The 23,972-nt window shown below is 75.9% G+C and carries 27 protein-coding genes; 11 read left to right on the forward strand and 16 right to left on the reverse strand.

Annotated features, from left to right (window positions below; all coding sequences use genetic code 11):
* Window positions 1-259: 259 nt before the first annotated feature.
* Genes ABD158_RS00005 through ABD158_RS00015 form a run of 3 tightly spaced genes read right to left on the reverse strand, consistent with a single transcriptional unit; the run spans window position 260 to window position 1,922 of the window.
* On the reverse strand, window positions 260-688 hold the full coding sequence (locus ABD158_RS00005; RefSeq protein WP_344001900.1) for a CBS domain-containing protein: 429 nt from the start codon (window positions 686-688) through the stop codon (window positions 260-262).
* A 50-nt stretch (window positions 689-738) separates the two neighbouring features.
* Complete coding sequence (locus ABD158_RS00010; RefSeq protein ID WP_344001904.1) at window positions 739-939, reverse strand: CDGSH iron-sulfur domain-containing protein; 201 nt, start codon at window positions 937-939, stop codon at window positions 739-741.
* Window positions 936-1,922, reverse strand: a complete 987-nt coding sequence (locus ABD158_RS00015) for an iron-containing redox enzyme family protein (RefSeq protein WP_344001906.1) — start codon at window positions 1,920-1,922, stop codon at window positions 936-938. Before ABD158_RS00015 ends, ABD158_RS00010 begins: the two co-directional genes overlap by 4 nt.
* 116 nt (window positions 1,923-2,038) lie before the next feature.
* Here ABD158_RS00015 and ABD158_RS00020 point away from each other — a divergent pair, with 116 nt between their 5' ends.
* The 5 genes from ABD158_RS00020 to ABD158_RS00040 all read left to right on the forward strand — a co-directional run bounded on the left by ABD158_RS00020 (window position 2,039) and on the right by ABD158_RS00040 (window position 7,099).
* Complete coding sequence (locus tag ABD158_RS00020; protein WP_344001909.1) at window positions 2,039-2,695, forward strand: methyltransferase; 657 nt, start codon at window positions 2,039-2,041, stop codon at window positions 2,693-2,695.
* A 75-nt stretch (window positions 2,696-2,770) separates the two neighbouring features.
* On the forward strand, window positions 2,771-3,349 hold the full coding sequence (locus ABD158_RS00025) for a 2Fe-2S iron-sulfur cluster-binding protein (RefSeq protein WP_344001912.1): 579 nt from the start codon (window positions 2,771-2,773) through the stop codon (window positions 3,347-3,349).
* Window positions 3,346-4,353 (forward strand): FAD binding domain-containing protein, encoded by a 1,008-nt coding sequence (locus ABD158_RS00030; RefSeq protein WP_344001915.1) that lies wholly within the window; start codon window positions 3,346-3,348, stop codon window positions 4,351-4,353. Before ABD158_RS00025 ends, ABD158_RS00030 begins: the two co-directional genes overlap by 4 nt.
* Window positions 4,350-6,449, forward strand: a complete 2,100-nt coding sequence (locus ABD158_RS00035; RefSeq protein WP_344001918.1) for a xanthine dehydrogenase family protein molybdopterin-binding subunit — start codon at window positions 4,350-4,352, stop codon at window positions 6,447-6,449. Before ABD158_RS00030 ends, ABD158_RS00035 begins: the two co-directional genes overlap by 4 nt.
* Before the next feature lie 83 nt (window positions 6,450-6,532).
* Window positions 6,533-7,099 (forward strand): hypothetical protein, encoded by a 567-nt coding sequence (locus tag ABD158_RS00040; RefSeq protein WP_344001919.1) that lies wholly within the window; start codon window positions 6,533-6,535, stop codon window positions 7,097-7,099.
* Window positions 7,100-7,165: 66 nt separating this feature from the next.
* On the opposite strand, the gene ABD158_RS00045 is transcribed toward ABD158_RS00040, so the two are convergent.
* The gene (locus ABD158_RS00045) at window positions 7,166-7,309 is read right to left on the reverse strand and encodes a GPGG-motif small membrane protein (protein ID WP_344001921.1); all 144 of its coding nucleotides are present in this window, start codon (window positions 7,307-7,309) and stop codon (window positions 7,166-7,168) included.
* Window positions 7,310-7,479: 170 nt separating this feature from the next.
* On the opposite strand from ABD158_RS00045, the gene ABD158_RS00050 reads away from it, so the two are divergent.
* Entirely contained in the window at window positions 7,480-7,803 is a 324-nt protein-coding gene (locus ABD158_RS00050) for a hypothetical protein (RefSeq protein ID WP_344001924.1), read from the forward strand.
* The gene (locus tag ABD158_RS00055) at window positions 7,796-8,296 is read left to right on the forward strand and encodes a hypothetical protein (RefSeq protein WP_344001926.1); all 501 of its coding nucleotides are present in this window, start codon (window positions 7,796-7,798) and stop codon (window positions 8,294-8,296) included. Before ABD158_RS00050 ends, ABD158_RS00055 begins: the two co-directional genes overlap by 8 nt.
* Before the next feature lie 93 nt (window positions 8,297-8,389).
* Here ABD158_RS00055 and ABD158_RS00060 read toward each other — a convergent pair whose 3' ends face one another.
* Window positions 8,390-9,325: a DICT sensory domain-containing protein gene (locus tag ABD158_RS00060; protein WP_344001929.1), complete on the reverse strand. Its 936-nt coding sequence runs from the start codon at window positions 9,323-9,325 to the stop codon at window positions 8,390-8,392.
* Window positions 9,326-9,489: 164 nt separating this feature from the next.
* Between ABD158_RS00060 and ABD158_RS00065 the strand changes: the two genes are divergently transcribed.
* Complete coding sequence (locus ABD158_RS00065) at window positions 9,490-9,891, forward strand: helix-turn-helix domain-containing protein (protein ID WP_344001932.1); 402 nt, start codon at window positions 9,490-9,492, stop codon at window positions 9,889-9,891.
* Between the two features lie 93 nt (window positions 9,892-9,984).
* Here ABD158_RS00065 and ABD158_RS00070 read toward each other — a convergent pair whose 3' ends face one another.
* Complete coding sequence (locus ABD158_RS00070) at window positions 9,985-10,341, reverse strand: hypothetical protein (RefSeq protein ID WP_344001935.1); 357 nt, start codon at window positions 10,339-10,341, stop codon at window positions 9,985-9,987.
* A gap of 4 nt (window positions 10,342-10,345) precedes the next feature.
* Window positions 10,346-11,149: an endonuclease/exonuclease/phosphatase family protein gene (locus ABD158_RS00075; protein WP_344001938.1), complete on the reverse strand. Its 804-nt coding sequence runs from the start codon at window positions 11,147-11,149 to the stop codon at window positions 10,346-10,348.
* Between the two features lie 109 nt (window positions 11,150-11,258).
* Here ABD158_RS00075 and ABD158_RS00080 point away from each other — a divergent pair, with 109 nt between their 5' ends.
* Entirely contained in the window at window positions 11,259-12,455 is a 1,197-nt protein-coding gene (locus tag ABD158_RS00080) for a fatty acid desaturase family protein (protein ID WP_344001941.1), read from the forward strand.
* On the opposite strand, the gene ABD158_RS00085 is transcribed toward ABD158_RS00080, so the two are convergent.
* The 4 genes from ABD158_RS00085 to ABD158_RS00100 form a co-directional block, all read right to left on the reverse strand.
* The gene (locus ABD158_RS00085) at window positions 12,426-12,962 is read right to left on the reverse strand and encodes a hypothetical protein (protein ID WP_344001944.1); all 537 of its coding nucleotides are present in this window, start codon (window positions 12,960-12,962) and stop codon (window positions 12,426-12,428) included. The two genes, ABD158_RS00080 and ABD158_RS00085, sit on opposite strands and share 30 nt — an antisense overlap.
* Window positions 12,963-12,996: 34 nt before the next feature.
* Complete coding sequence (locus tag ABD158_RS00090; RefSeq protein ID WP_344001947.1) at window positions 12,997-14,526, reverse strand: ATP-binding protein; 1,530 nt, start codon at window positions 14,524-14,526, stop codon at window positions 12,997-12,999.
* Between the two features lie 361 nt (window positions 14,527-14,887).
* A complete protein-coding gene (locus ABD158_RS00095) occupies window positions 14,888-15,094 on the reverse strand; it encodes a hypothetical protein (protein WP_344001948.1) in 207 nt (68 codons plus the stop codon).
* A 17-nt stretch (window positions 15,095-15,111) separates the two neighbouring features.
* On the reverse strand, window positions 15,112-15,594 hold the full coding sequence (locus ABD158_RS00100) for a hypothetical protein (protein WP_344001950.1): 483 nt from the start codon (window positions 15,592-15,594) through the stop codon (window positions 15,112-15,114).
* Window positions 15,595-15,649: 55 nt separating this feature from the next.
* Between ABD158_RS00100 and ABD158_RS00105 the strand changes: the two genes are divergently transcribed.
* Entirely contained in the window at window positions 15,650-15,991 is a 342-nt protein-coding gene (locus ABD158_RS00105; protein ID WP_344001952.1) for a YciI family protein, read from the forward strand.
* On the opposite strand, the gene kdpC is transcribed toward ABD158_RS00105, so the two are convergent.
* The 4 genes from kdpC to ABD158_RS00125 form a co-directional block, all read right to left on the reverse strand.
* Window positions 15,980-16,630 (reverse strand): potassium-transporting ATPase subunit KdpC, encoded by a 651-nt coding sequence (gene kdpC, locus ABD158_RS00110; RefSeq protein ID WP_344001955.1) that lies wholly within the window; start codon window positions 16,628-16,630, stop codon window positions 15,980-15,982. The genes ABD158_RS00105 and kdpC overlap by 12 nt on opposite strands.
* A gap of 8 nt (window positions 16,631-16,638) precedes the next feature.
* On the reverse strand, window positions 16,639-18,669 hold the full coding sequence (gene kdpB / locus ABD158_RS00115; protein WP_344001958.1) for a potassium-transporting ATPase subunit KdpB: 2,031 nt from the start codon (window positions 18,667-18,669) through the stop codon (window positions 16,639-16,641).
* Window positions 18,666-20,327: a potassium-transporting ATPase subunit KdpA gene (kdpA, locus tag ABD158_RS00120; RefSeq protein WP_344001961.1), complete on the reverse strand. Its 1,662-nt coding sequence runs from the start codon at window positions 20,325-20,327 to the stop codon at window positions 18,666-18,668. The genes kdpB and kdpA overlap by 4 nt, the downstream gene beginning before the upstream one ends.
* 168 nt (window positions 20,328-20,495) lie before the next feature.
* A complete protein-coding gene (locus ABD158_RS00125; protein ID WP_344001964.1) occupies window positions 20,496-21,932 on the reverse strand; it encodes a mycothione reductase in 1,437 nt (478 codons plus the stop codon).
* 81 nt (window positions 21,933-22,013) lie between these two features.
* On the opposite strand from ABD158_RS00125, the gene ABD158_RS00130 reads away from it, so the two are divergent.
* On the forward strand, window positions 22,014-23,033 hold the full coding sequence (locus ABD158_RS00130; protein WP_344001967.1) for a zinc-binding metallopeptidase family protein: 1,020 nt from the start codon (window positions 22,014-22,016) through the stop codon (window positions 23,031-23,033).
* Here ABD158_RS00130 and ABD158_RS00135 read toward each other — a convergent pair.
* The gene (locus tag ABD158_RS00135) at window positions 23,030-23,959 is read right to left on the reverse strand and encodes a PfkB family carbohydrate kinase (protein WP_344001970.1); all 930 of its coding nucleotides are present in this window, start codon (window positions 23,957-23,959) and stop codon (window positions 23,030-23,032) included. The two genes, ABD158_RS00130 and ABD158_RS00135, sit on opposite strands and share 4 nt — an antisense overlap.
* Window positions 23,960-23,972 lie beyond the last annotated feature (13 nt).

Here is a 23,972-nt window from a genome sequence, read left to right on the forward strand (position 1 = left end):
GCCGCACCCGCAGCCGCGGTGACCATGACGACGGTCGCGAGGACCTTGGTGGAGGTGGAACGCGTGCCGGACTTGCCGGACTTGGCGGACTTGCTGGTCTTGGTGGCCTTGTGGCTCATGGCGCTGTCTCTTCCCTCGTGCGGGACCCGGCCCCCCCGGGTTCCCTGATGAGAAGAACTCTGCCGTTCAACCCTCAACGACCCCCACGGTCAAGACCCCGCGTACGACGGAGGTATCCGCAAGCCCCCGCCACGCTTCCTCAAGGAGTCCGCAACCCGCTGCGCCGCGGGCCCGCGGCCCGGTCCGCCACGTCGGCGTCGGAGCAGAAGCCGGTCCGTCGGCGCTTGAGGCAGAGCAGCCCCAGCAGGCGCCCGTCGGCGTCGACGACGGCGAGGCGTCGCTGCCCGCGGGCCTGCAGCTCGGCCAGCGCGGCGTCCGCGGGGACCGTCGGGTCCACGGTGCGGCCGGCGAGCCGGGCGACCCCGAGCGCGGGACGGTCGTCGGCCACCGCCTCGAGGTCGTCGCGGACGACCGTGCCGGCGAGACGGTCGCCGTCGACGAGCAGGACCATGTGCACGTGGCCGTCGTCGAGCACGGCGCGGGCCCGCCCCGCGGTCGCCGTCGCCGGGAGCCGCTTGGGGTCGGTCACCATCACGTCGGCGACCCGCACCCCGCTCTCGCTCCGCATGGTGTCCATGATGCCCCGTGGTCCCCGGGCCGCCGCCGGCCGGCGACCGCTCAGACCCGGCGGGCGGCGAGGAGCTTGTGGCTGCCGTCGCACCACGGCGCACGGGCGGAGGCGCCGCACCGGCACACCGCGGTGACGGGACGGGTCGAGCGGTGGACGGTGCCGTCCTCGTCGGTGAGCTCGACGTCGCCGTCGACCAGCAGCGGCCCTCCGGGGCAGGCCCGCAGGCGGCGGGGCGGGGTGGCGCTCACGCCGCCACCTCCCAGCGCTCGAGCAGGGCGAGGGCCGAGCGGGTCTCGAGGTCCAGGCAGGCCCAGGCGCCCATCACGACGTCCTCGACGAGGTCGGGCTCGGCGGCGACCAGCGCGCCGCACACCTCGCGGGCGGCGAGCTGCTCGTGCACGGCGTCGGCCTCCACGTGCTCGTCGTAGTAGGCGGCCATGGCGTCGGCGTAGCCCAGGCGGCGCAGGCCCGCCGCGAGGCGGCGCGACGGCAGCGAGCTCGTGGCCTCGAAGGCCGCGAAGTGCCCGACCGCGGCGCCGCGCAGCCGGCGGTGCAGGCCGAACAGGCTGAGCACGTTGTTCTGCTCGAGCGTCGAGAGGACCGCCTCGTCGACGAAGGCGCCGTACGACGCGTCGAGGCCGACCTCGCTCATGCCGGCGCGGAAGAGCTCCTGGTGGACGGCATCGGCGCGGCCGGCGCCGTACTCGTCGTACTGCACCTGCACGAGCGCCGCCTTGGGGGCGGCCGCGAGCCGCGGCACGACCCAGCTGGTCGGGTCGGCCTCCTTGAGGTGGTACAGCGAGCGCTGCCGCAGCAGGTCGTCGACCTGCTCGGGGGTCGCGCGGCGCTCGACGTGGCGGGCCAGCGACGGGCCCTCGTGCGTCTCGGCCATGGTGAACAGCGTCTCCGCGAGGTCCGCCGGGGCCGGGAGGTCGCCGGTCCAGGCCTGGGCGAAGCGCGTGCGCACCCGCTCCTCCAGCTCCCGCTCCAGGTCGTGGCGCACCCCGGCCAGGGCCGGGTGCCACTCCCACCGGTCGTCGACCGCGTCGAAGCCGCGGTAGTGCAGCTCGTGGAGGACCCACAGGCTCAGGGCCCGGTCCTCCTCGTCGGCGCCGCGCAGGGCGTCGCGCAGCGTGTCGGGCGCCGTCGGGGACGTGTCGGTCTCGGGAGCGCGGGCGAGCAGCGCGTGGAGCGCGTGCCCGAGGGGGCCGCGCGGGGTGGGGAGCCTCATCGGGGGGACCTTCCGGGGATCGTGGGGCCGGTCGCGGGAGCGGCCTGCATGGCGCGCGGGCGGGCGGACACCGGGCAGCAGCCGTCCCGACCGGGCGGCGAGGAGAGGAGCACGAGATGTCCGTACCCGTCACGGCGCCCGACACCGCACGAGCCGAGGAGGAGCCCGCCACCGTGGACTTCGGCGGCCTGGTGATCGAGCACGGCCCCGACGTCCTGCACCCGCGCGACTGGACGCGGCTGCAGTCGCTGTGGGCCGACGAGCTCCTCGACGACGCCCCGGAGGGACCGGTCCTGGAGCTGTGCACCGGGGCCGGCCACATCGGCCTCCTCCTCGCCCGGCTCTCGGGACGGGCGCTGGTCGCGGTCGACCGCGAGGCCGCCTGCTGCGCGACGGCGACCGCGAACGCCGCGCGCAACGGCCTGTCCGACCGGGTCGAGGTGCGCGAGGCGCCCTTCGAGTCGGCCCTGGCCGACGACGAGGTCTTCGCGCTCGCGCTGGCCGACCCGCCCTGGGTGCGCAGCGCCCAGGTCTCCGCGTTCCCGGAGGACCCGCTCGGCGCCATCGACGGCGGGCTCGACGGCCTGGACGTCGCCCGCGCCGCCGTGGCGGCCGTGCGCGGCCACCTCGCTCCCGGCGGCAGCCTGCTGGTGCAGCTCGGCGACGACCGCCAGGCCGACGCCCTGGCCCGCGAGGCGGACGCCGACGGCTGGCAGGCCGCGGGGCGTCGGCACGGGGAGCGCGGCCTGGTGCTGCGCCTGCGTCACCCGTAGCGGGGCGTGGCCCGGCCCGCTCCCGGACCGGGCCGCGGACCGGGTGGCGCGTCGCGGGGTGGGTACCGCCCGGCCATGGAGACCGACGTGACCCTCACCGTCGACGGGACGCCGCGGTCGGTGACCGTCGACACCCGCACGACGCTGCTCGACGCGCTGCGGGAGCGCCTGGGCGTGCACACCGTCAAGAAGGGCTGCGACCACGGCCAGTGCGGGTCCTGCACCGTGCTGCTCGACGGTCGCCGCCACCTGACCTGCCTGACCCTGGCGGTCGCCCAGGACGGCGCGGAGGTCGTCACGGCCGCCGGGCTCGGCGACGGCGACGCCCTGCACCCCGTCCAGGAGGCCTTCCTCGCGCACGACGGCTACCAGTGCGGCTACTGCACCCCGGGCCAGGTGTGCTCGGCCGTCGGGATGCTCGACGAGGTGAAGCAGGGCCACCCGAGCCACGTGACCGCCGACCTCGAGGAGGCGGTCGACCTCGCCGACGACGCGACCGACGAGGAGATCCGTGAGCGGATGAGCGGCAACCTGTGCCGCTGCGGCGCCTACCGCGGCATCGTCGACGCGATCCGCGAGTCCGCCGGCCTCCCGCCCCGCCAGCGCCCCGCCGACGAGCAGGCCGGGCGGACCGGGCAGGGGGCCCGCGCATGAGGGAGCTCGCCTACGTCCGCGCGACCGACGCCGCCGCGGCGGTCGCCGCGGTCGCCGCCGACCCCGACGCCCGCTTCCTCGGGGGCGGCACCAACCTGGTCGACCACCTCAAGCTGGGCGTCGCCACCCCGGGCAGCCTGGTGGACGTCAGCGGCCTGCCCCTGACCGACGTCGAGAGCACCCCCGACGCCGGACCCGACGGCGGGCTGCGGATCGGCGCCAACGTGCGCAACAGCGACCTCGCCGCCCACCCGCTGGTGCGCAGCGGGTTCCCCGGCGTGAGCCGGGCGCTGCTGGCCGGTGCGTCGGGCCAGATCCGCCACCAGGCGACCACCGGCGGCAACCTCCTGCAGCGCACGCGCTGCGTCTACTTCTCCGACGTGACCACGCCGTGCAACAAGCGCGAGCCCGGGTCGGGCTGCTCCGCGCTGGAGGGCTACGGCCGCTACAACGCGATCCTCGGCGCGTCCGAGGCCTGCGTGGCCACCCACCCCTCCGACCTCGCGGTCGCCCTGGCCGCGCTCGACGCGGTCGTCGTGGTGCTGGGCCCCGAGGGCGAGCGCCGCGTGCCGATCGGCGAGCTCCACCGCCTGCCCGGCCACCACCCGGAGACCGACACGACGCTCGCGCACGGCGAGCTGGTCACCCACGTCGAGCTGCCGGCCTCCGACCTGGCACGGCGCTCGACGTACGTGAAGGCCCGCGACCGCGCGTCGTACGCCTTCGCGCTGGTCTCCGCCGCCGCGGCGCTGGACCTCGACGCCGACGGCACCGTCCGCGACGTGCGCCTCGCCTGGGGCGGGGTCGCCCACGTCCCGTGGCGGGCCACCGCCGCCGAGGGCGTGCTCCGCGGCCGGGTGCTCGACGCCGCCGCGGTCCGCGACGCCGTCGACGCCGAGACCCGGCACGCCACCACGACCCCCGACACCGCCTACAAGCCCGCGATGCTGCGCGGCGTGACCACCGGCGCCCTGGCGGCGCTGGCCGGGAGGGACCTCGCATGACCGCCACCCCCGTCACCGCCCGCTCCATGGGCACCTCGCTCGCCCGGCAGGACGGCCGCGAGAAGGTCACCGGCCGCGCCGCGTACGCCGTGGAGCACGGGTTCGACGACGACCCCACCGCCGCGGACCCCCTGGTGGCCTGGCTCGTCACCTCGACGACCGCCCGCGGCCGCGTGGAGCGGGTCGACGCCCACGACGCGCTGGCCCACGCGGGCGTCCTCCGCGTGCTCGACCACACCTCCGCGCCGCGACTGGCGCGGACCGACGACGCCGAGCTGGCCGTCCTGCAGGACGACGTCATCCGCTTCCGGGGCCAGATCGTCGCCCTCGTGCTGGCCGAGACGGCCGAGGCGGCCCGCGAGGGCGCCCGGCTGGTCCGGGTCCACCAGGCGCCCGAGGCCGCACAGGTGACGATGGCCGACGGCGAGGCCTACGCCCCCGAGGCCGTCAACGCGGGCCACGAGCCCGACACCGACGACGGCGACCTCGACGCCGGGCTGGCCCGCGCGGCCGTGGTCGTCGACGAGACCTACTCCACGCCCCACGAGTTCAACAGCCCGATGGAGCCCCACGCGGTGACCGCGCACTACGACGGCGAGCGACTGTCGCTGTGGGACTCCACGCAGGCCGTGCACGGGGTCGCCTCGACCCTCGCCCCGATGCTCGGCCTCGACGTCTCCGCGATCCGCGTGCGGGCGCCGTACGTCGGGGGCGGGTTCGGCTCGAAGGGCCTGCCGCACGCCCCCGAGGTGGCCGCGGCCCTGGCCGCGATCGCGGTCGAGGGACGCCCGGTGCAGCTCGCCGTCACGCGTCAGCAGATGTTCGCGCTCACCGGCTACCGGACGCAGACGACCTCCCGCCTCCGGCTCGGCGCGGAGCCCGACGGCACGCTGGTCGCCGTCGGCCACGACGCCCGCAGCCAGACCTCGCGCTCGAAGGAGTTCGTCGAGCAGACCGCGACCGCGGCCCGCATGATGTACGCCGCGCCCCACCGCCGCACGACGCACCGCGTCGTGCCGCTCGACGTCGCCGTGCCGGCCTGGATGCGCGCCCCCGGCGAGATGCCCGGGATGTTCGCGCACGAGGTCGCGATGGACGAGCTCGCCGTCGCCTGCGGCGTCGACCCGGTCGAGCTGCGGGTGCGCAACGAGCCCGACGTCGACCCCGAGACCGGCAACCCCTTCAACAACCGGCGCCTCGTCGAGTGCCTCGAGCGCGGCGCCGCCCGCTTCGGCTGGGCGGACCGCGACCCCGCGCCCGGCACCCGTCTCGTCGGCGACTGGTGGGTGGGGACCGGCGTCGCGGCGTCGACCTACCCGGCGCTGTTCATGCCGGGCAACGCCGCCCGCGTCCGGGCGCTCGGCGAGGGCCGCTACGCCGTGGCCATCGGTGCCGTCGACATCGGCACCGGCGCGCGCACCGTGCTGACCCAGGTCGCGGCCGACGCCCTCGGCGTCGACCCGGCGGCGATCGAGCTCGCCGTCGCCGACACCGACCTGCCCGCGGCGACCGTCGCGGGCGGCTCCGCCGGCACCTCCTCGTGGGGGACGGCGATCGTCCAGAGCGCCCAGCGCTTCCGCGCCGACCACGGACGGAGCCCGGACGCCGGCGCGGAGACCACCGCGACGACGGAGGGCTACCCGGACATGGAGCGGTGGGCGCTGCACTCCTTCGGCGCCTGCTTCGCCGAGGTGCGGGTCCACCGCCACACCGGCGAGCTCCGCGTGCCGCGGCTGCTCGGGGTCTACTCGGTGGGGCGCGTCATCAACCCCACGACCGCACGCTCGCAGCTCCAGGGCGGGCTCGTGATGGGGCTGTCGGGGGCGCTGCACGAGGACGGGCACCGCGACCACCGCCACGGCCACGTCGTCACCCAGGACCTCGCGACCTACCACGTGGCCTCCCACGCCGACGTCGGCGACGTGGAGGCCGAGTGGCTCGACGAGGAGGACCCGCTCGCGACCCCGATGGGAAGCCGCGGGATCGGCGAGATCGGCATCGTCGGCACGGCCGCGGCCATCGTCAACGCCGCCTGGCACGCGACCGGCCGCCGGGTCCGCGACCTGCCGCTGACCGCGGACGCGTTCCTCGACTGAGGGCCGCCCGGACCTCTGGTCCGGTCGTCATCGGGTACTGGTCGGCACCGCACCACCCGATCCCGACCGAATGGACGACCTCTATGCCCAGCACGAACTCCGTCGTACGCAGCATGCACGACCTCGGCCTCGCCGCCTGGTTCGGCGGCACCCTGATGGGTGCGGTCGGCCTCAACGGCGCCGCCGCCGAGGCGAAGGACCCCACCGAGCGCCTCGCGCTGTCCTCGAAGGGCTGGGCCCGCTGGGCGCCGGTCAACGCGGCCGCCATCGGCGCCCACGTCATCGGGGGCGTCGGCCTCATCGGCGCCAACACGTCGCGCGTGGCCGCCCAGCCCGGCGCGAGGTCGAACACCGCCGTCAAGTCGGTGCTGACCGTCGCCGCGCTCGGCCTGACCGCCTACAGCGGCGTGCTCGGCAGGAAGGTCGCCGAGGGCGCCCACACCGGCGGTGCCGGCGCGACCGAGCCCTCCGCGTCGACCAGCAAGGAGACGGCCGACGCGCAGCGCCAGCTCAAGCTGGTCCAGTGGGCCCTGCCCGCCGTGACCGGCACGCTGGTCGTCCTCGGCGCCGTCCAGGGTGAGCAGCAGCGCCCGCAGCAGCTCGTCAAGGCGCAGCTCAGCCGGATCCCCGGGGTCTCCCGGGTCGGCTGAGCCCCGCCCCACCCGCACGGAGGGGACCGACGCCGCGAGGCGCCGGTCCCCTCCGTCGTGTGCGCGTCAGGTGAAGATGCTGACGCCGCCGGGGCCCACGAGCAGGCCGACGACGATGAGCACGGCGCCCCAGACGAGCTGCTTGCGCAGGAGGGCGAAGATGCCGGCCACCACGAGGATGACGGCGATGATCCAGAGCACGGTAGCCATGGTGGGCTCCCTTTCGTTGACCACTCGGTCGAGCACGGTCCGGTAGGACCGCACCGACCAACCTCCCACTCCGCGCCGCCGCTGCCCAGCCCCCGCACGACCGGTCCGACTTCGGGGTACCGCCGCGCCGAGGACCGTCCGGGTCCTCCCGACCAGCGAGGTGACGAGCGATGGCGAAGGACGACGGCGGCCACCGGCCCCCGAAGGGCGTGCAGGAGACCGGGCAGCGGGCGGTGCGCTGGATCGAGGAGGGCCGCGCGGGCAAGGGCTTCACCGACACGGGCACGCACCGCGCCCACCAGCTGGCCGACGGCGAGGCGCTGAGCGACGAGGAGGTGTCGAAGATGCAGGCGTACTTCAAGCGCCACTCCGTCGACAAGGACGCCGAGGGCTTCACGAGCGGGTCCGACGGCTTCCCGTCCCCCGGCCGGGTGGCGTGGGACGCCTGGGGTGGCGACGCCGGTGAGCGCTGGGTGAGGGGGATCGATGTCTGAGCCCGCGGACGGTGCCGGCGGTCGCGACCTCCCCGACGCCGCCGGTCATCAGCGACCCGACGGTGTGGGCGACGCGACGGTCGAGGCGCTCGGCTCGCTCTCCGAGGCCCTGGAGGCCGTCGAGGTCGCCCGCGGCGGCCTCTACGCCTTCCACCGGATGAGCGGCACCGCCGACCTCACCCTCGGCGAGGCCGTCGGCAAGCTGCGCAGCGCCGGGCACGACGACCTGGCCGACACCGTCGAGCGCGAGCTGGTCGGCCGCAACGTGCTGGCCGGCCGGTGGACCTTCCAGGTCGTCGAGGAGTACGACGACGGCTACTACGCGACGTTCCGGCGCCTGGAGCGCGAGGCCCGCGAGCAGCTCGTCGGCGGACGCCGGCACCTGTTCGAGGCCGAGATGAAGCAGCACCGCCGCTCCACGGGGCGCGTCCACCACGAGGCCGGCCCCGACGCGGTCGCGCCGGACGCCGCCGCCCCGCCCGCGGCGGGGTAGGCGTCACGCCCGCCCAGGCGGGTCGGGCGGGTCGGGCGGGTCGAGACAGGGCGTGCCTGACGAGCGCGGCCGACCACCGGGCCACGTGCGGGATCAGCCCGGCGGTCGTCCCGCGCCCGGCGCCTCGCGGTCGACCGGCGCCCAGCGGTCCACGTAGGCGGCCATCCGGGTCATCATCCCGCTGACGCGGGCCAGCGACGGCGGTCGCTGGTCCTGAGGGTCGAGCGGCGGCGGCGGGGCGTACTGACCCTGCGCGGCGGACGGGTCCACCGAGCGGGCGACCTCGGCGCAGACCCGCGCGGCGTCGCGCACGGCGGCCGCGTCGAGGGTCCACATGGTCTCGAAGACCCGGCCACGGTCGGCCACGTCCTCCTGGCCCGGCAGCTCCCAGGCGGTCAGGGCGACGGGGAACGCGAAGGAGTCCACGACGACCGCCCACTCCCGGACCATCGGCGCGTCCGGCGTCAGCGCCACCCGGCGCGGGGTCGTCGTCAGGTCGGACTGCTCGAAGTCGGCGAACACGGTCACCCCCGCGTTGGAGCGGGCCAGCTCGCGCCAGCGGGACGTGGCCGGCTTGTAGAACGACGCCTTCTGGAACGCACCCCACAGCACGGCGCGGTCGGCGAGGGCCACGACCTGGTCCTCGATGGCCCACGACATCGCCAGCAGCGTCGACTTGTGCATCCGGCTGACCTCGAGGTGCGGGTGGAGGTCCCGGAGCGTGGCGAACACCGACGGCGTCGTCGGCGCCGCGCGGCGTCGTACGTCGTCGATCGCCTGCTCCAGCCGCACCCCCGCGTCGCGACGCCGGACGACGTCGCGCACCTGCTCCACGTCGTGGGTGGTGTAGCGGCGGTGGCCGCCGGCGAGCCGGTGCGGGATCGGGAAGCCGTACCGCTGCTCCCACATGCGCAGCGCGGACGGTGTCAGCCCGGTGCGCTCGGCGAGGTCGCCGATCGACAGCGTCACCCCGACGGGCAGCTGGTCGACAGCGTCTCCGGGCATGCCTCGGTCAGCCGTCGTCGTCATGGACTCAGGGTAGCCAACGTCCACGGTGGAAGGAAAAGTTTGTAGAGGTTTAACCCCAGACCCCTGGTCAAACCTCCACACCCTTGTGGTTAACTTGCAGTTGTTGGAACTCGAACTACCTGGATCCGGCAACGAGGCCGGCCCCGACCCGGAAGGACACCACCGTGACGCTCACCGTCGACGCCCCCGAGGCCCGCGACATCTCCACCGCGCCCACCGTCACGCACTCCTCCGCGGGGACCACGACCTCCCGGGCCGCGACCCTGGGCTGGAGGTTCGGCTCCGACGCCGAGTTCGTGAACTCCGCCCAGCTGTCGACCGTCGAGGCGACCGTCCTCGGCATGAGCGCGCTGGGTGCGGACGTGTCCGCCATGCAGCGCGCGCTCCTCCTCCCCGAGGAGACCGTCGGCGACTTCCTGCGCAGCGCGTACCACGCCGTCGGCGCCTCCGACCGCACCCAGGCGCTGGCCTGGGCCGTGCGCGAGGGCCTGCTGACGCCCGTCGTCGACGACGGCTCCGTCGCCCTGCCGACCCGTCCGGGCGCTCCCGACGGTCAGGCCGCGTGAGCGGCCTGCGCACGGCGGCGGCGAGGCTGATCGCCCACCGCTACGCCCTGTCGGGCTCCGCCGTCATGCTCGTCGCCGCGATCGGCACCGTGCTCACCGGCTGAGGAGCCAGAGCCCGACCGCGACCGGCACGAGGCTGATCAGCAGCCAGGCCGACAGCGCGCGGCGGCGGTGGATGGCACGTGCGGTCGCGACGGCCATCCCCATGAACAACCCGGAGATCAGCACGAGACCGACCTGGGCGTAGAGCTCGCCGGCCAGCGTCACGGCCGCGATCACGAGCCCGACCACGAGGTGCACGATCGTGGTCACCACCAGGACCGAGAGCACCCACTGCTGGACCCGTTCGAGGCGCCTCTCCGCCTCCGGGTCCGGCGGGGGTGGCGGCGCGTCGAAGTCGATGAGGTGCCGCGCCTTGCGCGGTGGCGGCTTCTGCAGCGACCCGGCCATGTCCCTAGTGTCCCGCACCGATGGTGAGATCGACGACCAGCGACCGGTGGTCGCTGCCGCCGACCACCTCGGCCGCCGAGGCGACCACCCGCGGTGCGGGCGCACCGGGGGCCGACGGGGCGAGCAGCACGTGGTCGAGCTGCACCCGCGGCCGCCCCGCCGGGAAGGTCGCGTGCTGCGCCGCCGACTCCCAGCCGGACACCGCTGCGGGCACCGGGCCGGGGAGGTTGAGGTCGCCGAGCAGCACGACCGGCCCGGGCAGCGACGCGGCCCAGGTCGTGATCTCGCGCAGCTGGGCGACCGCGCGGGGCGGGCTGAAGGACAGGTGGGTGCTCACCACGGTGACCGGGCCCTCCGGGGTGCGCAGCGTCGCGGCCAGCGCGCCCCGCGGCTCGTCCGGCACCCACATCACACCCCCGGGCCCGACGACGAGCGGCAGCCGCAGCCGTGAGCCGCGCACGCGGCGCTCGTGCCAGGCCTCGACCGGGTGCCGGCTCACCAGCGCCACGCCGTACGACGGGCCCTCGGGCTCGCCGGGTCGCGTCGGGCGCCAGTCCGGCGTGCCCGGGCTGCCGTGGACGGTGGGCAGGAACCGCGCGCGGGTCGGGTCCACGACGCCGAGCGCCGCGGCGAGCGCGGCGGTCTGGTCGACGGCGCCGCTGCGGGGCAGCAGGTGGTCGACCTCCTGCACCCCGACGACGTCGGCGTCCAGCGTCGCGGCGGCCGCGGCCCAGGCGGCGACGTCGTGCCGTCCGGTGCCCCAGTCCCGCCCGGACGCGGCGTTGACGCTGGCCAGGCGGAACCTCACGCGACCATCCTCCCGCACCACCCCAGGGTCCCCCGGCGCCGCCCGTGGCGCTGGCGGCGTTGGGTACCGTCCGTCGTCATCCCTCCCCCGGCCCGGGAAGTCCTCCCCCATGACCCTCCTGCAGCAGCCGCCCGCCCAGCGGGCCACCGGTCCCACCGCCCACCTCACCGACGACGACGTCGCGGCCATCGGCCGCGCGCTCGACGAGGTCCGTGAGCAGGTGCTCGCCAGCCGCGGCGCCCGCGACGCGGCCTACATCCGGCGGGTGATCGCGGTCCAGCGCAGCCTCGAGCTCGGCGGCCGCGCGGTGCTGCTCGCCGGCCGCTGGCGACCGGCCTGGGTGCTCGGCACCGCGGCGCTCACCGTCGCCAAGATCCTGGACAACATGGAGATCGGGCACAACGTCCTCCACGGCCAGTGGGACTGGATGCGCGACCCCCGGATCAACTCCGCGACGTGGGACTGGGACCACGCGTCGCCGCCCGCGCAGTGGAAGAAGGCGCACAACGAGCAGCACCACGCCTTCACCAACATCCTCGGCAAGGACAACGACCTCGGCTACGGGATCCTCCGTGTCGACGAGGACCAGGAGTGGCGCACGCGCCACCTCGTCCAGCCGTTCTGGAACCTGGTGAACGCCTGCTTCTTCGAGTACGGCATCGCGCTGTACGACCTCGGCGTCGGCGACGAGCTGCGCGCCGGCGAGGGGTTCTCCGACGAGCTGCGCCGCGACGTGCGCGCCACGGCGCGCAAGGCCGCGCGGCAGGTCGCGAAGGACGTGGTCGTGCACCCGCTGCTGTCGGGTCCGGGGTGGCGGGCGACGCTGACCGCCAACCTGACCGCCTGCCTGCTCCGCAACCTGTGGAGCCACTCGGTGATCATGTGCGGCCACTTCCCCGAGGGGGTGGAGACCTTCGAGCACGAGACCGTGCCCGCCGAGGAGACGCGCGGCGAGTGGTACCTGCGCCAGATGCTCGGCTCGGCCAACATCTCCGGCTCGCCCGCGCTGCACCTGATGGCCGGCAACCTGTCGCACCAGATCGAGCACCACCTGTTCCCGGACCTGCCGAGCAACCGGTACCGGTCCATGTCGCCGCAGGTGCGCGCGGTCTTCGAGCGGTTCGGGCTGAGCTACCACTCCGCGCCGCTGCCCCAGCAGGTGGCGAGCGCGTGGCACAAGGTGTTCCGGCTCTCGCTGCCCAACGGGTGGCTGGCCTCGACGACGCCGCGGACGCTGCCCCGTCAGCTGCGCGACCTCGCCCGCCAGGCGCGGGCGTCACGCCGTCCGGTGCCCGCCACCGCCTGACGCCCGGGGGTCGGGGCCGCGGGCGCCGCCCCGGTCCCGCAGCCAGGCCTGCACCTCGCGGAGGTCGCGCAGCGGACCGAGGCGGGTCTCGACGACGACGGGCGGGAAGTCGGGTCGCGTGAGGAGCTCGGCCAGCGGGCCGTGGGTGTCGCCGACGAGATGGGCGACGGACTCGTCGGAGATCAGCTCCGGCACCGCGTCGAGGTCCTCGGCGACCTGCTCGCACTCGGCGGAGGAGAGCACCTCGAAGCGGCTGACCCGCGCGCCGATCACGGGCTCGACGACGCCGAGCGCGTTCATCGCCGCGAGGCGGGGCGTCGTGCCCTCGGCGCAGACCGTGATGCTCCAGGGCCGCTCGTCGCCGTCGACCACGACGGGGCCCGGGCCGAGCCTCGGCTCGTGCTCGACGCTCGGCTCGTGCGCGGCGAGGCGGGCGGTGAGGGCGTCGGCGCGCAGCGCGGGGGTGCGGTCGGCGGGCCACTCGAGGCGGACGACGTAGGTGACCATCGGGCTCCTGGTGTGCGGGGGCGGGCGGGCGGGGTCAGATCGGGACGCGCGGGAGGGTCAGGGTGACGGTGGTGCCGCGCCCGGGAGCGCTGTCGATGTCGACGCGGCCGTGGTGCTCGGCGGCGATCTCGCGGACCAGCGGCAGCCCGAGCCCGAGACCCCGCACGCTGCTGCCTCGGGCGGCGCTCGAGCGCCAGTAGGGGTCGAAGGCCCGGGCCACCTCGTCGGGGGTCATCCCCGCGCCGGTGTCGGCGACGAGGACCTCGACGTCGTCGGCGCGGGCACGGACGGTGACGTGGACGTGGCCGTCCGGCCCGGAGTACTTCAGCGCGTTGGCGACGAGGTTCTCGACCGCCTGCTCGATGCGGGCGTCCTCGACGTTCGCCCACTGCTGGTCCTCGGCGTCGAGCCGCAGCCGCGAGCCGGGCGGCGCCGTCGGGGGCCCGAAGGACTCGAGCACGCCACGGACGAGGTCGGTGACGTCGGTGGCCCGGAGCCCGTGGTGGCGTCGCCGGGGTGAGGTGTCGTGCACGCGTCCGATGCGGTCGACGAGCGAGTCGGCGCTCCGGCGGATCCGCTCGAGGCTCCGCACGGTCGCGGCGTCGGCGGGGTCGTCGGCGTCGAGGTCGTCGCCGAGGAGCTCGAGGTAGCCGAGGATCGCGGTCAGCGGCGTCCGCATCTCGTGGGCGACCGTGGCCGACACCCGCTCCCGCAGCTCCTGGGCCATGGCGAGCTCGGTGACGTCGTGCAGGACGACCAGGGTGCGCCACGACCCGGGGACGCCCTCGAGCCGGCGGGCGGTGGCGACCACGGCGACCTGGTCGCCGGGCGGCCCGAACCACTCGATCTCGCGCGACGGAGCCTCCCCGCGCACGGCACGCGGCACCACCTGGGCCTCTTCGGCCACACGCTCGGCGCGGTCGGCGCGCCACACCTCGGGCCCGGCGTGGGGCGGGGCGTCGAAGCGGAACCCCGCCGTGGCCGCGAGGGCCTCGGCGTGGTCGTTGACGAGGAGCACGCGCCGGCGGTCGTCGACGACGACCATCGCGACGTCGGCGGCGGCCACGACGCTCCGGGCGAGCTCGTGGGTCGCGGCGACCTCGGCCGCGGCGTGCTGCAGCTCGGCCGAGCACGCCCGGGCGAGGTCCTCGAGCGCGGCGAGGTCCTCCTCCGTCCACGCCCGGGGCTCGGTGTCGATCGCGCACAGCGAGCCGACCGCCCGGCCGGAGGCGTCGGTGAGCGGCCACCCGGCGTACCCGACGACGCCGAGGTCCGGGACCGCCAGGCTGTCGGCGAGGCGTGGGACCTCCCGGACGTCCTCGGCGACCAGCGGGGCGCCGTCGGCCACGACGTACCGGCACAGCGAGTGGGTCAGCGGCGTCTCCCGCGCGGCGAGCCACGGCTCGGGGAGGCCCAGGACCCCGGGGAAGACCTGGCGGTCCTCCTCCACGAGGGTCACGAGCGCCACCGGCACGCCGACGAAGCGCCGGACGAGCCGGGCGTAGTGGTCGAAGGAACGCCCTCCGACGTCGAACCCGCCGTCCCCGGACGACTGACCCTGCACGTGCACCTCCCCCACGTCCGGGCAGGACGTGGCACCGACCGCTGCGGCGTGCGGGCCCCCCGGCACCGCGACATGCGGCACGCACATGGTCGGGCAGGAGATTATCGGCTCCGGGCGCGCCTGTCAGCGGTACGACGACCAGCGAGAGCCGACCCGCCGCGAGCTCCCCCGGGACCGGTGGTCGAGCAGCGAGCGAACGCCGAGTCGGCGCGAGCTCCCCCGGGACCGGTGGTCGAGGTGCGAGGCCGTCCGCGGCCGAGCCACGAGGCCGGGCGAGCACCACCCACGGCCACGACACCCACGCCGCCCTCGACCGCGTCCTCGAGCGGGCGCGGGGGACCACCCGCACGCGGGCCGGCTGCTAGCGCAGGCTCCGCTTCCTGACGGCGATCGCGCCGCCCATGACGAGGGCGACGACCCCGAAGACGACGGAGATCTGCCAGCTGCCGGCGTCGGAGGTGTAGCGGAACGCGCCGATGACGAGGATCACCGCTCCCGCGGCGAGCATCAGCCAGGCGGGGGGCGTCCGACCGCCCTCGTCGGCGGGGTCCTGCGGGTCCTTCGGCACAGCCCCGACCGTACTGGTCAGGCCACGACCAGGCCGCGCTCGTCGTGCTCGACGTCGGGCCAGGGCCGGCGGGCCTCGGTCATCAGCTGCTCGACCACGGCGACGACCTCGTCGCCGACGGCGGCGATCCGCGGGACGTCCTCGGCCGCGCACCACTCGCCGACCCGACCCAGCCACGCGCGCACCCAGCCGGCGGGGTCGGCGACCATCGCGGGGTCGAACGTGCGGTCGCCGGGCTCGCCGTCACTCATCCGCGGGTGCCAGTGCATGCGGTCCGCGGCGCCGGGCGCGGACTCGAGCAGGTCCACCCGGACGGCGGCCGGTCCCAGCGTGAGCGCGGGCGAGGAGTAGATCGAGCCCGTGGTCGACCACCGCACCGGCCGCACCTCCAGCCGTACGCCGCGCTCCCGCACGTCGGGCTCGCCGGCGAGGGCGGGATCGGCGAAGTCGACCAGCGTGGCGGTGACGGCCGTGTCGACGAAGGTCCAGACGCGCTCCATGACTCCTTCCTAGCGCACCTCGACGCACCCGGTGCGCCGGTGCCACGCTCACGGGATGGCCGCCTACCTGATCTCGTTCCCCGCCTCCGCCATGGACGTCGCCCCCGAGGACCTGCCGGCCGTGGGCGAGGCGGCGCTCGCCGTCGTCCGCGAGGCGCAGGAGGCCGGCGTCCTGCTGTTCTCCGGTGGTCTGGACGACGAGGTCGCCCCGGCGCTCGTCGACGCCGACGGCACGGTCACCGCCGACCTCTACCCGGAGTCCGCGGACCTCGGCGGGGGGTTCTGCGTCCTGGAGCTGGAGTCGCGGGAACGGGCCCTCGCGTGGGCCGCCAAGCTCGCCGAGGCCTGCCGGTGCCCCCAGGAGCTCCGACGGTTCGGCCCCGGCTCACTCCCCTGACCCGACCCGCTCCCCCGCCGCCCGCAGCAACGCCAGGTTGAGCGGCAGGACGGCGACGCGGGGCTCCCCGAGGACCCCGAGCGCGCGCCCGGCGGTGTGGTCCGCGACCGCGTCGCGGACCTCGGTCTCCGACAGGCCCAGCGCCCGGGCGACCCGCGGCACCTGCAGCGCGGCGTACGCCGGGGAGACGTGGGGGTCGAGCCCCGACGCGGACGCGGTCACCGCGTCGGGCGGCACCCGGCTCTCCGGCACGCCCTCCCGCTCCGCGACCTCCGTACGACGCTCCCGCACCAGGGCGAGCAGCTCGGGCGAGCTCGGCCCGAGGTTGGAGCCGTAGGTCGCGAGGGTGTCGTAGCCGTCGCCGGCCGCCGAGGGCCGCGGCTGGAACAGCCGCTCGTCGTCGACGACCTGGCCGATCAGCTCGGAGCCCACCGCCTCGGCGGGGGAGTCGGCGCGACCGCCGTCGGCGGCGACCAGCGAGCCGTCCGCGCGCCAGGGCGCGACGACCTGGGCCACGCCGGTCACGGCGAGCGGGTAGACGACGCCGAGCAGCAGCGTCATCAGCAGCAGCACCCGCAGCCCGGCGAGGGCGTAGCGGGCCAGCGACAGCAGCGGGGTCACGGGGTCGAACGAGGTCACGGTGGTCCTCACAGTCCGGGCAGCAGGGAGACGACGAGGTCGAGGAGCTTGATCCCGGCGAACGGCGCGACCAGACCGCCGACGCCGTACACGAGCAGGTTGCGGCGCAGCAGGCTCTCCGCCGACGCCGGCCGGTAGCGCACGCCCCGCAGCGCCAGCGGGATCAGCGCGACGATCACCAGGGCGTTGAACACCACCGCCGAGACGATCGCCGAGCCGGGCGAGGACAGCCGCATCACGTTGAGCGCGTCGAGCTCGGGGAACGCGACGACGAACATCGCGGGCAGGATCGCAAAGTACTTCGCGACGTCGTTGGCCACCGAGAACGTCGTCAGCGCCCCGCGCGTGATGAGCAGCTGCTTGCCGATCTCCACGACGTCGATCAGCTTCGTCGGGTCGGAGTCGAGGTCGACCATGTTGCCGGCCTCCTTGGCCGCGGTCGTCCCGGTGTTCATCGCGACCCCCACGTCGGCCTGCGCGAGCGCGGGCGCGTCGTTCGTGCCGTCGCCGCACATGGCGACCATCCGGCCGCCCTCCTGCTCGGCACGGATCAGGGCCAGCTTGTCCTCCGGCGTCGCCTCCGCGAGGACGTCGTCGACGCCGGCCTCGGCCGCGATCGCGCGCGCGGTGACCTCGTTGTCGCCGGTGATCATCACGGTGCGGATCCCCATGGCCCGCATCTCCGCGAACCGCTCGACGATGCCGTCCTTGACCACGTCCTTCAGGTGCACCACGCCCAGCACGCGGGCGGGCTCCTCGCCGACGCGCTCGGCGACGACCAGCGGCGTGCCCCCGGAGGCGCTCACGTCCTGCACGAGGTCGTCGAGCTGCGCGGGCACCGCGCCGCCGGACTCCACCACCCAGGCGCGCACCGCCGACGCCGCCCCCTTGCGCGTGCGCCGACCGTCGAGGTCGATGCCGCTCATCCGCGTCGACGCGGAGAAGGCCACCAGCTCCGCCCCCGCGGGCACCCGCTCCCCGGGGGCGGCGCCGGCCCGGGCCGGGTCGACCAGCTCGACGATGCTGCGCCCCTCGGGCGTCTCGTCGGCCAGCGACGACGCGACCGCGGCGCGGGCCAGGTCCTCGGCACCGACGCCGTCGAGGGGCAACAGCTCGCTGGCACGCCGGTTGCCGAAGGTGATCGTGCCGGTCTTGTCGAGCAGCAGCACGTCGACGTCGCCGGCGGCCTCGACCGCGCGCCCGGACATCGCGAGCACGTTGCGGCGCACCAGCCGGTCCATGCCGGCGATGCCGATCGCTGAGAGCAGCGCCCCGATCGTCGTCGGGATCAGGCAGACCAGCAGCGCCACGAGCACCACCGCCGGCTGGGTGGCGTCGGAGTAGTCCGCGAACACCCAGAGCGAGCCCACCACCACGACGAAGACCACCGTCAGCGTCGCGAGCAGCACGTCGAGCGCGATCTCGTTGGGGGTGCGCTGACGCGCGGAGCCCTCGACGAGGCCGATCATGCGGTCGACGAAGGACTGCCCGGGCTCGGAGGAGATCCGCACCAGGATCCGGTCCGAGAGCACCGTGGTGCCGCCGGTGACCGCGCTGCGGTCACCGCCCGACTCGCGGATCACCGGCGCCGACTCCCCGGTCACCGCCGACTCGTCGACCGAGGCGACACCCTCGACCACGTCGCCGTCGCCGGGGATCCGCTGGCCGGCCTCGACCGCGACCACGTCGCCGACCCGCAGCGCGGTGCTCGGCACCTCCTCGAGCCGGGCCCCGGCGCCCTCCCCGACGACCCGGTACGCCGTGGTCTCGGTCTGCAGCGCGCGCAGGCTCGCGGCCTGCGCCTTGCCCCGCCCCTCGGCGACGGACTCCGCGAGCGTGCCGAACACGACGGTCAGCCACAGCCACACGGTGACCATCCAGCCGAGCACGCTCGGGTCGAGCACGGACAGCACGGTCGTGACGACGGCGCCGACCTCGACGACCAGCATCACCGGGGTGGCGAGCAGCTCGCGCGGGTCGAGCTTGCGCAGCGCGCCGGGCAGGGCGCCGCCGAGCTGGGCGGCGGTCAGGACGCTCATGACAGGGACTCCACGATCGGGCCGAGGGCGAGCACGGGCACGTAGGTCAGACCGACGAGCACCAGCGCGACCCCCGACAGCAGGGTGACGAAGAGGGGCGAGTGGGTGGGCAGGGTGCCGGCCCCCCGCGGCGAGCGTCCGGCGGCGGCGAACCGGCCCGCGAGCGCGAGCACGACGACGATCGGCACGAAGCGGCCGAGCAGCATGCACAGGCCCAGCAGCGTGTTCCAGAACGGCGTGCCCGACGTGAGCCCGCCGAACGCCGAGCCGTTGTTGTTGGACGCCGACGTCACGGCGTACACGGCCTCGGTCAGCCCGTGCGGCCCGCCCTCCTGCAACCCCGCCAGGCCGGCGGGCGCGCTGAGCGCGACGGCGCTGCCGACGAGCACCAGCACCGGGGTGAGCAGGACGTAGACCGCGACCAGGCTGATCTCGCGCTGCCCGATCCGCACGCCCAGGTACTCCGGGGTGCGCCCGACCATCAACCCGGACAGGAAGACGGTGACGACCGCGAGCATCAACATCCCGTACAGGCCGGACCCGACGCCGCCGGGCGCGATCTCCCCGAGCATCATCAGGAACAGGCTGATCCCGCCGCCCGGCGCGGTCAGCGAGTCGTGCATGGAGTTGACCGCCCCGGTCGAGGTGCCGGTCGTGACGGCCGCGAACAGCGCCGAGCCCGCCGTGCCGAAGCGGACCTCCTTGCCCTCCAGCGCGCCGCCGGCGAGCGTGGGCACCGCGCCCGGCCCGGCCATCTCGGCCCAGGTCAGCAGCCCCGCGGCGACGGTGAGCAGCAGCGCCATCACCGCGAGCACGGCGCCGCCCTGGCGGCGGTCGCGGACGATGATCCCGAACGCCCACGCCATCGCGAACGGCAGCAGCAGGATCAGGAACAGCTCCAGCAGGTTCGAGACCGGCGTCGGGTTCTCGTAGGGGTGCGCGGAGTTGACGTTGAAGAACCCGCCGCCGTTGGTGCCGAGCTCCTTGATCGCCTCCATGCTCGCGACCGGCCCGGTGACGTAGGCCTGCTCGCCGCCCGTGGCGGTGGCCGTGGTCGAGGGCGACGCGAGGTTCTGCACGACCCCGGTCAGCACGAGCAGCACCGCGGAGACCGCCGCGAACGGCAGGAGCACCCGGACGACGGTGCGGACCAGGTCGGTCCAGAAGTTGCCCACCCCCGACGCCCCGGTGCGCGCCAGGCCGCGCGCGAGGGCGGCGGCGACGGCCATCCCGGTCGCGGCGGACAGGAACTGCTGCACCGTCAGCCCGGTGGCCTGCACGAGGTGGCCGAGCGTGGTCTCCCCGGAGTACCACTGCCAGTTGGTGTTGGTGACGAAGCTGACGGCGGTGTTCCAGGCGCCGTCGGCGGGCACCGCCGCCATCCCGAGGCTCAGCGGCAGCAGGGGCTGCACGCGCGCGAGCCCGTACAGCAGCAGCACGCCCACCATCGAGAAGCCCAGCACCGACAGCGCGTAGGTGCGCCAGCGCTGGTCGGCGTCGGGGTCGAGGCGCAGCAGCCGGTAGGCGCCCCGCTCCACGGCGAGGTGCCGCTCGGAGGTGTAGGTGTGGGCCAGGAGACGGCCCACGGCGGGGACGGTCAGGGCGAGCAGCGCCACGAGCAGGGCCGCCTGGCCCAGCGCGGGCCAGACGCCGCTCACCGGTCGAGGACGCCGACGAGCACGGCGAGCAGCGCGAACGCCGCCACCGTGGTCAGCAGGAAGATCACATCGGTCACGGGCCCAGCCCACACCCGGGCGGCCCCCGCGACGACGGTCCTGACGCTTCCTTGACGGGGCCCGGCGGGATCTTGACGGGCCCGCCCGGTCTCAGCCGGCCAGCTGCTCGTCGAGGTCGAGCAGCGCGCCCTCGAGGACCTCGGTGAGCGCCGGGTGGATCCAGTACTGCGCCCGCGCGAGGCCGGCGACCGGCGTGCCGAGGGCCATCGCCTGCAGCAGCGGCTGGATCAGCACGGAGGCCTGCGGGCCGATCAGGTGCGCGCCGACCAGCAGCCCCGTGGCGCGGTCGGCCAGCAGCTTGACGACGTGGCCGGTGGCCTCGCCGTGGCGGTCGTCCTCCTCGAGGGCCCAGCCGTGGGCCGTGGCGCCGTACTCGGCGCGTCCGACCACGAGGTCGGCGACCTCCTCGCGCGCCTGCTCCTCGGTGAGCCCGGCCGCGGCGACCTGCGGGGAGGCGAACACGGCCTGCGGCACGAACCGGTGGTCGGTCTCGACGGGCGCGTCCGGGTGCAGCAGGTTGTGCTGGACCACCCGCGCCTCGTGGTTGGCGACGTGCTTCAGCGGGAACGGGCTGCTGGCGTCCCCGAGGGCCCAGACGCCGTCGGCGGTCGCGCGCTGGTGGGCGTCGACGACGATCCGGCCGGCGTCGTCCACGTCGATCCCGGTGCCGTCGAGGTCGAGCCGGTCGCTGTTGGGCCGGCGGCCGGTCGCCAGCAGGAGCACGCCGACGGTCTCGGTCGACCCGTCGTCCAGGTGGAGCCGCAGCCCGTCCCCGCCGGCCCCGTCCCCCGCGGCCTCGACGCGGGTCAGCTGGGTGCCCAGGCGGACGTCCCAGCGCTCGGCGGCGCTGGCGGTGAACAGGTCGGCGACCTCGCGGTCCTGGGTGCTGAGCAGCCGCTCGGCGGACTCGACCTGCAGCACCTCGACGCCGAGCGAGTGGAAGACGTCGGCGAACTCGGAGCCGACGTAGCCGCCGCCGACCACGGCCATCCGCTGCGGCAGGGCGTCCAGGCGCATGATCGAGTCGCTGGTGTGGACGCAGCCGTGGTCCGCGCCGCCGAGCTCCTCGAGCCCGTCGATCGGCGGGACGACGGGCCGCGACCCGGTGGCGAGCACGACGCGGTCCGCGGTCAGGGTCCGCTCGCCGCCCGCCTCGAGGTCGACCGTCAGCGTGCGGGGGCCGGTGAAGCGCGCCTCGCCGACCACGACGTCGATGTTGTCGCGCTTCGCCTGGCCGTCGCGGCCGCCGGCGGCGTTCTCGTCGATGCGGCCCATGATCCGGTCGCGGATCGCGGGCCAGTCCGCCCCGTCGTACGACGTGCGGACGCCGAGGCGGGGGCCGTCGGCCGCCGTCGCCGCGACCTCCCCGGTGTGGGCGTACATCTTCGACGGGATGCAGCCCCGGTTGAGGCAGGTGCCGCCGAAGGGCCCGGCGTCGACGATGGCGATCCGCCAGTCGTCGAAGCGGTGGTCCGCGATCATGTTGCCCGAGCCGGCACCGACGATGACGAGGTCGTAGTCGCTCACCGCCCCAACGTAGACGAGCGACCCGAGCCGTCTGCGCCGTTCCGGCCCCCCACCCGCGGCGCCGCCGCTACGGTCTGCCGCATGGTCGACCGGTGGTCCCAGGCAGCCGCGCGCCAGGGGTGGATGGAGCAGCACGCCGAGGGCTCGGGCCCCGACCCGGCCCCCACCCCCGCCGAGGCCCTCGCCGACGCCCTCGTCGGGCTCGGCCTGGAGCCGCGGACGTGCCCGACGGGGGTGGTGGCACCCGTCGCGGCGGCCTCCCCCGGGGCCGGGCCCGCGGTCCTGCTGCGGGCCGACCCCGCGGGGGCCCACGCCGCCGCGCTCCTCGGCGCGGCCGCCGCGCTCGCGGAGGCACCGCCGGTCCGCGACGTGCTGCTCGTGTGGCGCACGCCCGGCGCCACCCGGCCCGACGACCGCGGCACGACCGGCCCGCTCGGCCCCGAGGAGGCGTTCGCCGTGCGGCTCGACCCGGACCGGCCCGCCGGGGAGGTCCACCTCCGGGCGGGCGCGACCACCGCGCACGGCGAGGGCTTCCGCGTCGCCTACCGCGCGGGCCGCGCGCCCGGCGGCGACGCCCTCCTCGCGGCCGGCGAGCTGGTGACGCGGCTGCGCTACTCGGTGGCCCAGCTCGCGCGCGACGAGCCCTGCGCGGCCACCGTGACCGCGGCCCGCGTCGGCGAGCCGGCCGACGCCGGGGGCCTGCCCCCCGTCGAGGGGCTGCTGCACGGCGTGATGCGGGCCCACTCGGAGCCCCAGCGCGAGGCCCTCCGCACCGAGGTCGACCGGCTGGCCCGCTGCACGGCGCTGGCCGTCGGGGTCGACGCCGAGGTCACGCTCACCGACGGCCCGGCGGCCGTCGTCAGCGACCCGGCGTACGTGACGCGGCTGCGGAGCGCGATCGGCGACGCGGCCCGGGTCGTGGAGCTCGACGGGCCGCTGCTCGTGGCCGACGACCTCGCGCGCCTGCTCGACGGACGTCGCGGCGCCCTGGCCGTCGTCGGCACCGGCGGGCCGGCGGCGCCGGCCGGGACCCTCGGTCCCGCGCTGGTCACGGCGGCGGCGCTCCACCTGCTCGCCGCCGACGGTCTCCCGCCGGCCTAGACGCCGCCCGCGCCGACCTCCGGGCCGGCTCGCGGGCCGGTGCGCGGGTCGATCCGCGCGCCGGGGTACGCCGTGCTGGCCGCGGCGAGGGCGTTGGCACGCCGCGCGGCGTCGGGCAGGGACGCGCCCGCCGCGAGCTCGCGGGCCAGGCAGCCGCAGAACACGTCGCCCGCGCCGCTCGCGTCCACCGTCGCCACGCTCTCGCCCGCCACGACGACCGGGGCGGCGCCCGGGCCCGGGAAGCACAGGGCGCCCTCGGCGCCCAGGGTGACCACGACGCCGCCGGCGTGGCCGAGCGCGGCGACCCCGTCGGCGACCTCGGCCGCGGTGCGCGGCTCGGAGCGGCCGGCGAGGCGGCCGAGCTCGCTGCGGTTGGGGACGAGCACGTCCACGCTCGGCAGCAGGGCCCGGACGGGACCCGGGTCGTCGGGCATCGGCGCGGGATTGAGCACGACGGTCCCGGTGGCGGCGCGGGCCGCCGCGACGACCGCGGGCAGCGGGACCTCCAGCTGCAGCAGCAGCACCGCCGGGGCGAGGGCGGCGACGGCGCCCGCCGTCTCCTCGGCGCCGAGCGAGGCGTTGGCGCCGGGGTCGACGACGATCGTGTTCTCACCCGCCGCGTCGACGACGAGGACGGCGACCCCGGTGGGGGTCCCGGCGCGGCGCACCACCCCGGAGACCTCGACGCCGGCGTCGCGCAGCGCCGCCAGGGCGCGATCACCCGCCCCGTCGTCCCCGACGGCACCGATCATCGCGACCTCGGCGCCGAGCACGGCCGCGGCCGCCGCCTGGTTGGCTCCCTTGCCGCCGGGCGCCGCGCGCCGAGGACGGGCCGTCAACGTCGTCTCCCCCGGCGCCGGGAGCGCCCGGACGTCGAGGGTGGTGTCCTCGTTGAGGGACCCGACGACGCAGACGGTGCCGCTCACCGGCCGGGTCGGC

Source organism: Nocardioides lentus (genome assembly GCF_039529515.1).
GTDB lineage: Bacteria > Actinomycetota > Actinomycetes > Propionibacteriales > Nocardioidaceae > Nocardioides > Nocardioides lentus.

Coding starts and splice junctions, on each gene's coding strand:
- ABD158_RS00005 (WP_344001900.1), bottom strand. CDS start 688: ATGCGGAGCGAGAGCGGGGTGCGGGTCGCCGACGTGATGGTGACCGAC.
- ABD158_RS00015 (WP_344001906.1), bottom strand. CDS start 1,922: ATGAGGCTCCCCACCCCGCGCGGCCCCCTCGGGCACGCGCTCCACGCG.
- ABD158_RS00020 (WP_344001909.1), top strand. CDS start 2,039: ATGTCCGTACCCGTCACGGCGCCCGACACCGCACGAGCCGAGGAGGAG.
- ABD158_RS00025 (WP_344001912.1), top strand. CDS start 2,771: ATGGAGACCGACGTGACCCTCACCGTCGACGGGACGCCGCGGTCGGTG.
- ABD158_RS00030 (WP_344001915.1), top strand. CDS start 3,346: ATGAGGGAGCTCGCCTACGTCCGCGCGACCGACGCCGCCGCGGCGGTC.
- ABD158_RS00035 (WP_344001918.1), top strand. CDS start 4,350: ATGACCGCCACCCCCGTCACCGCCCGCTCCATGGGCACCTCGCTCGCC.
- ABD158_RS00040 (WP_344001919.1), top strand. CDS start 6,533: ATGCCCAGCACGAACTCCGTCGTACGCAGCATGCACGACCTCGGCCTC.
- ABD158_RS00045 (WP_344001921.1), bottom strand. CDS start 7,309: ATGGCTACCGTGCTCTGGATCATCGCCGTCATCCTCGTGGTGGCCGGC.
- ABD158_RS00050 (WP_344001924.1), top strand. CDS start 7,480: ATGGCGAAGGACGACGGCGGCCACCGGCCCCCGAAGGGCGTGCAGGAG.
- ABD158_RS00055 (WP_344001926.1), top strand. CDS start 7,796: ATGTCTGAGCCCGCGGACGGTGCCGGCGGTCGCGACCTCCCCGACGCC.
- ABD158_RS00060 (WP_344001929.1), bottom strand. CDS start 9,325: ATGACGACGACGGCTGACCGAGGCATGCCCGGAGACGCTGTCGACCAG.
- ABD158_RS00070 (WP_344001935.1), bottom strand. CDS start 10,341: ATGGCCGGGTCGCTGCAGAAGCCGCCACCGCGCAAGGCGCGGCACCTC.
- ABD158_RS00080 (WP_344001941.1), top strand. CDS start 11,259: ATGACCCTCCTGCAGCAGCCGCCCGCCCAGCGGGCCACCGGTCCCACC.
- ABD158_RS00085 (WP_344001944.1), bottom strand. CDS start 12,962: ATGGTCACCTACGTCGTCCGCCTCGAGTGGCCCGCCGACCGCACCCCC.
- ABD158_RS00100 (WP_344001950.1), bottom strand. CDS start 15,594: ATGGAGCGCGTCTGGACCTTCGTCGACACGGCCGTCACCGCCACGCTG.
- ABD158_RS00105 (WP_344001952.1), top strand. CDS start 15,650: ATGGCCGCCTACCTGATCTCGTTCCCCGCCTCCGCCATGGACGTCGCC.
- kdpB (WP_344001958.1), bottom strand. CDS start 18,669: ATGAGCGTCCTGACCGCCGCCCAGCTCGGCGGCGCCCTGCCCGGCGCG.
- ABD158_RS00130 (WP_344001967.1), top strand. CDS start 22,014: ATGGTCGACCGGTGGTCCCAGGCAGCCGCGCGCCAGGGGTGGATGGAG.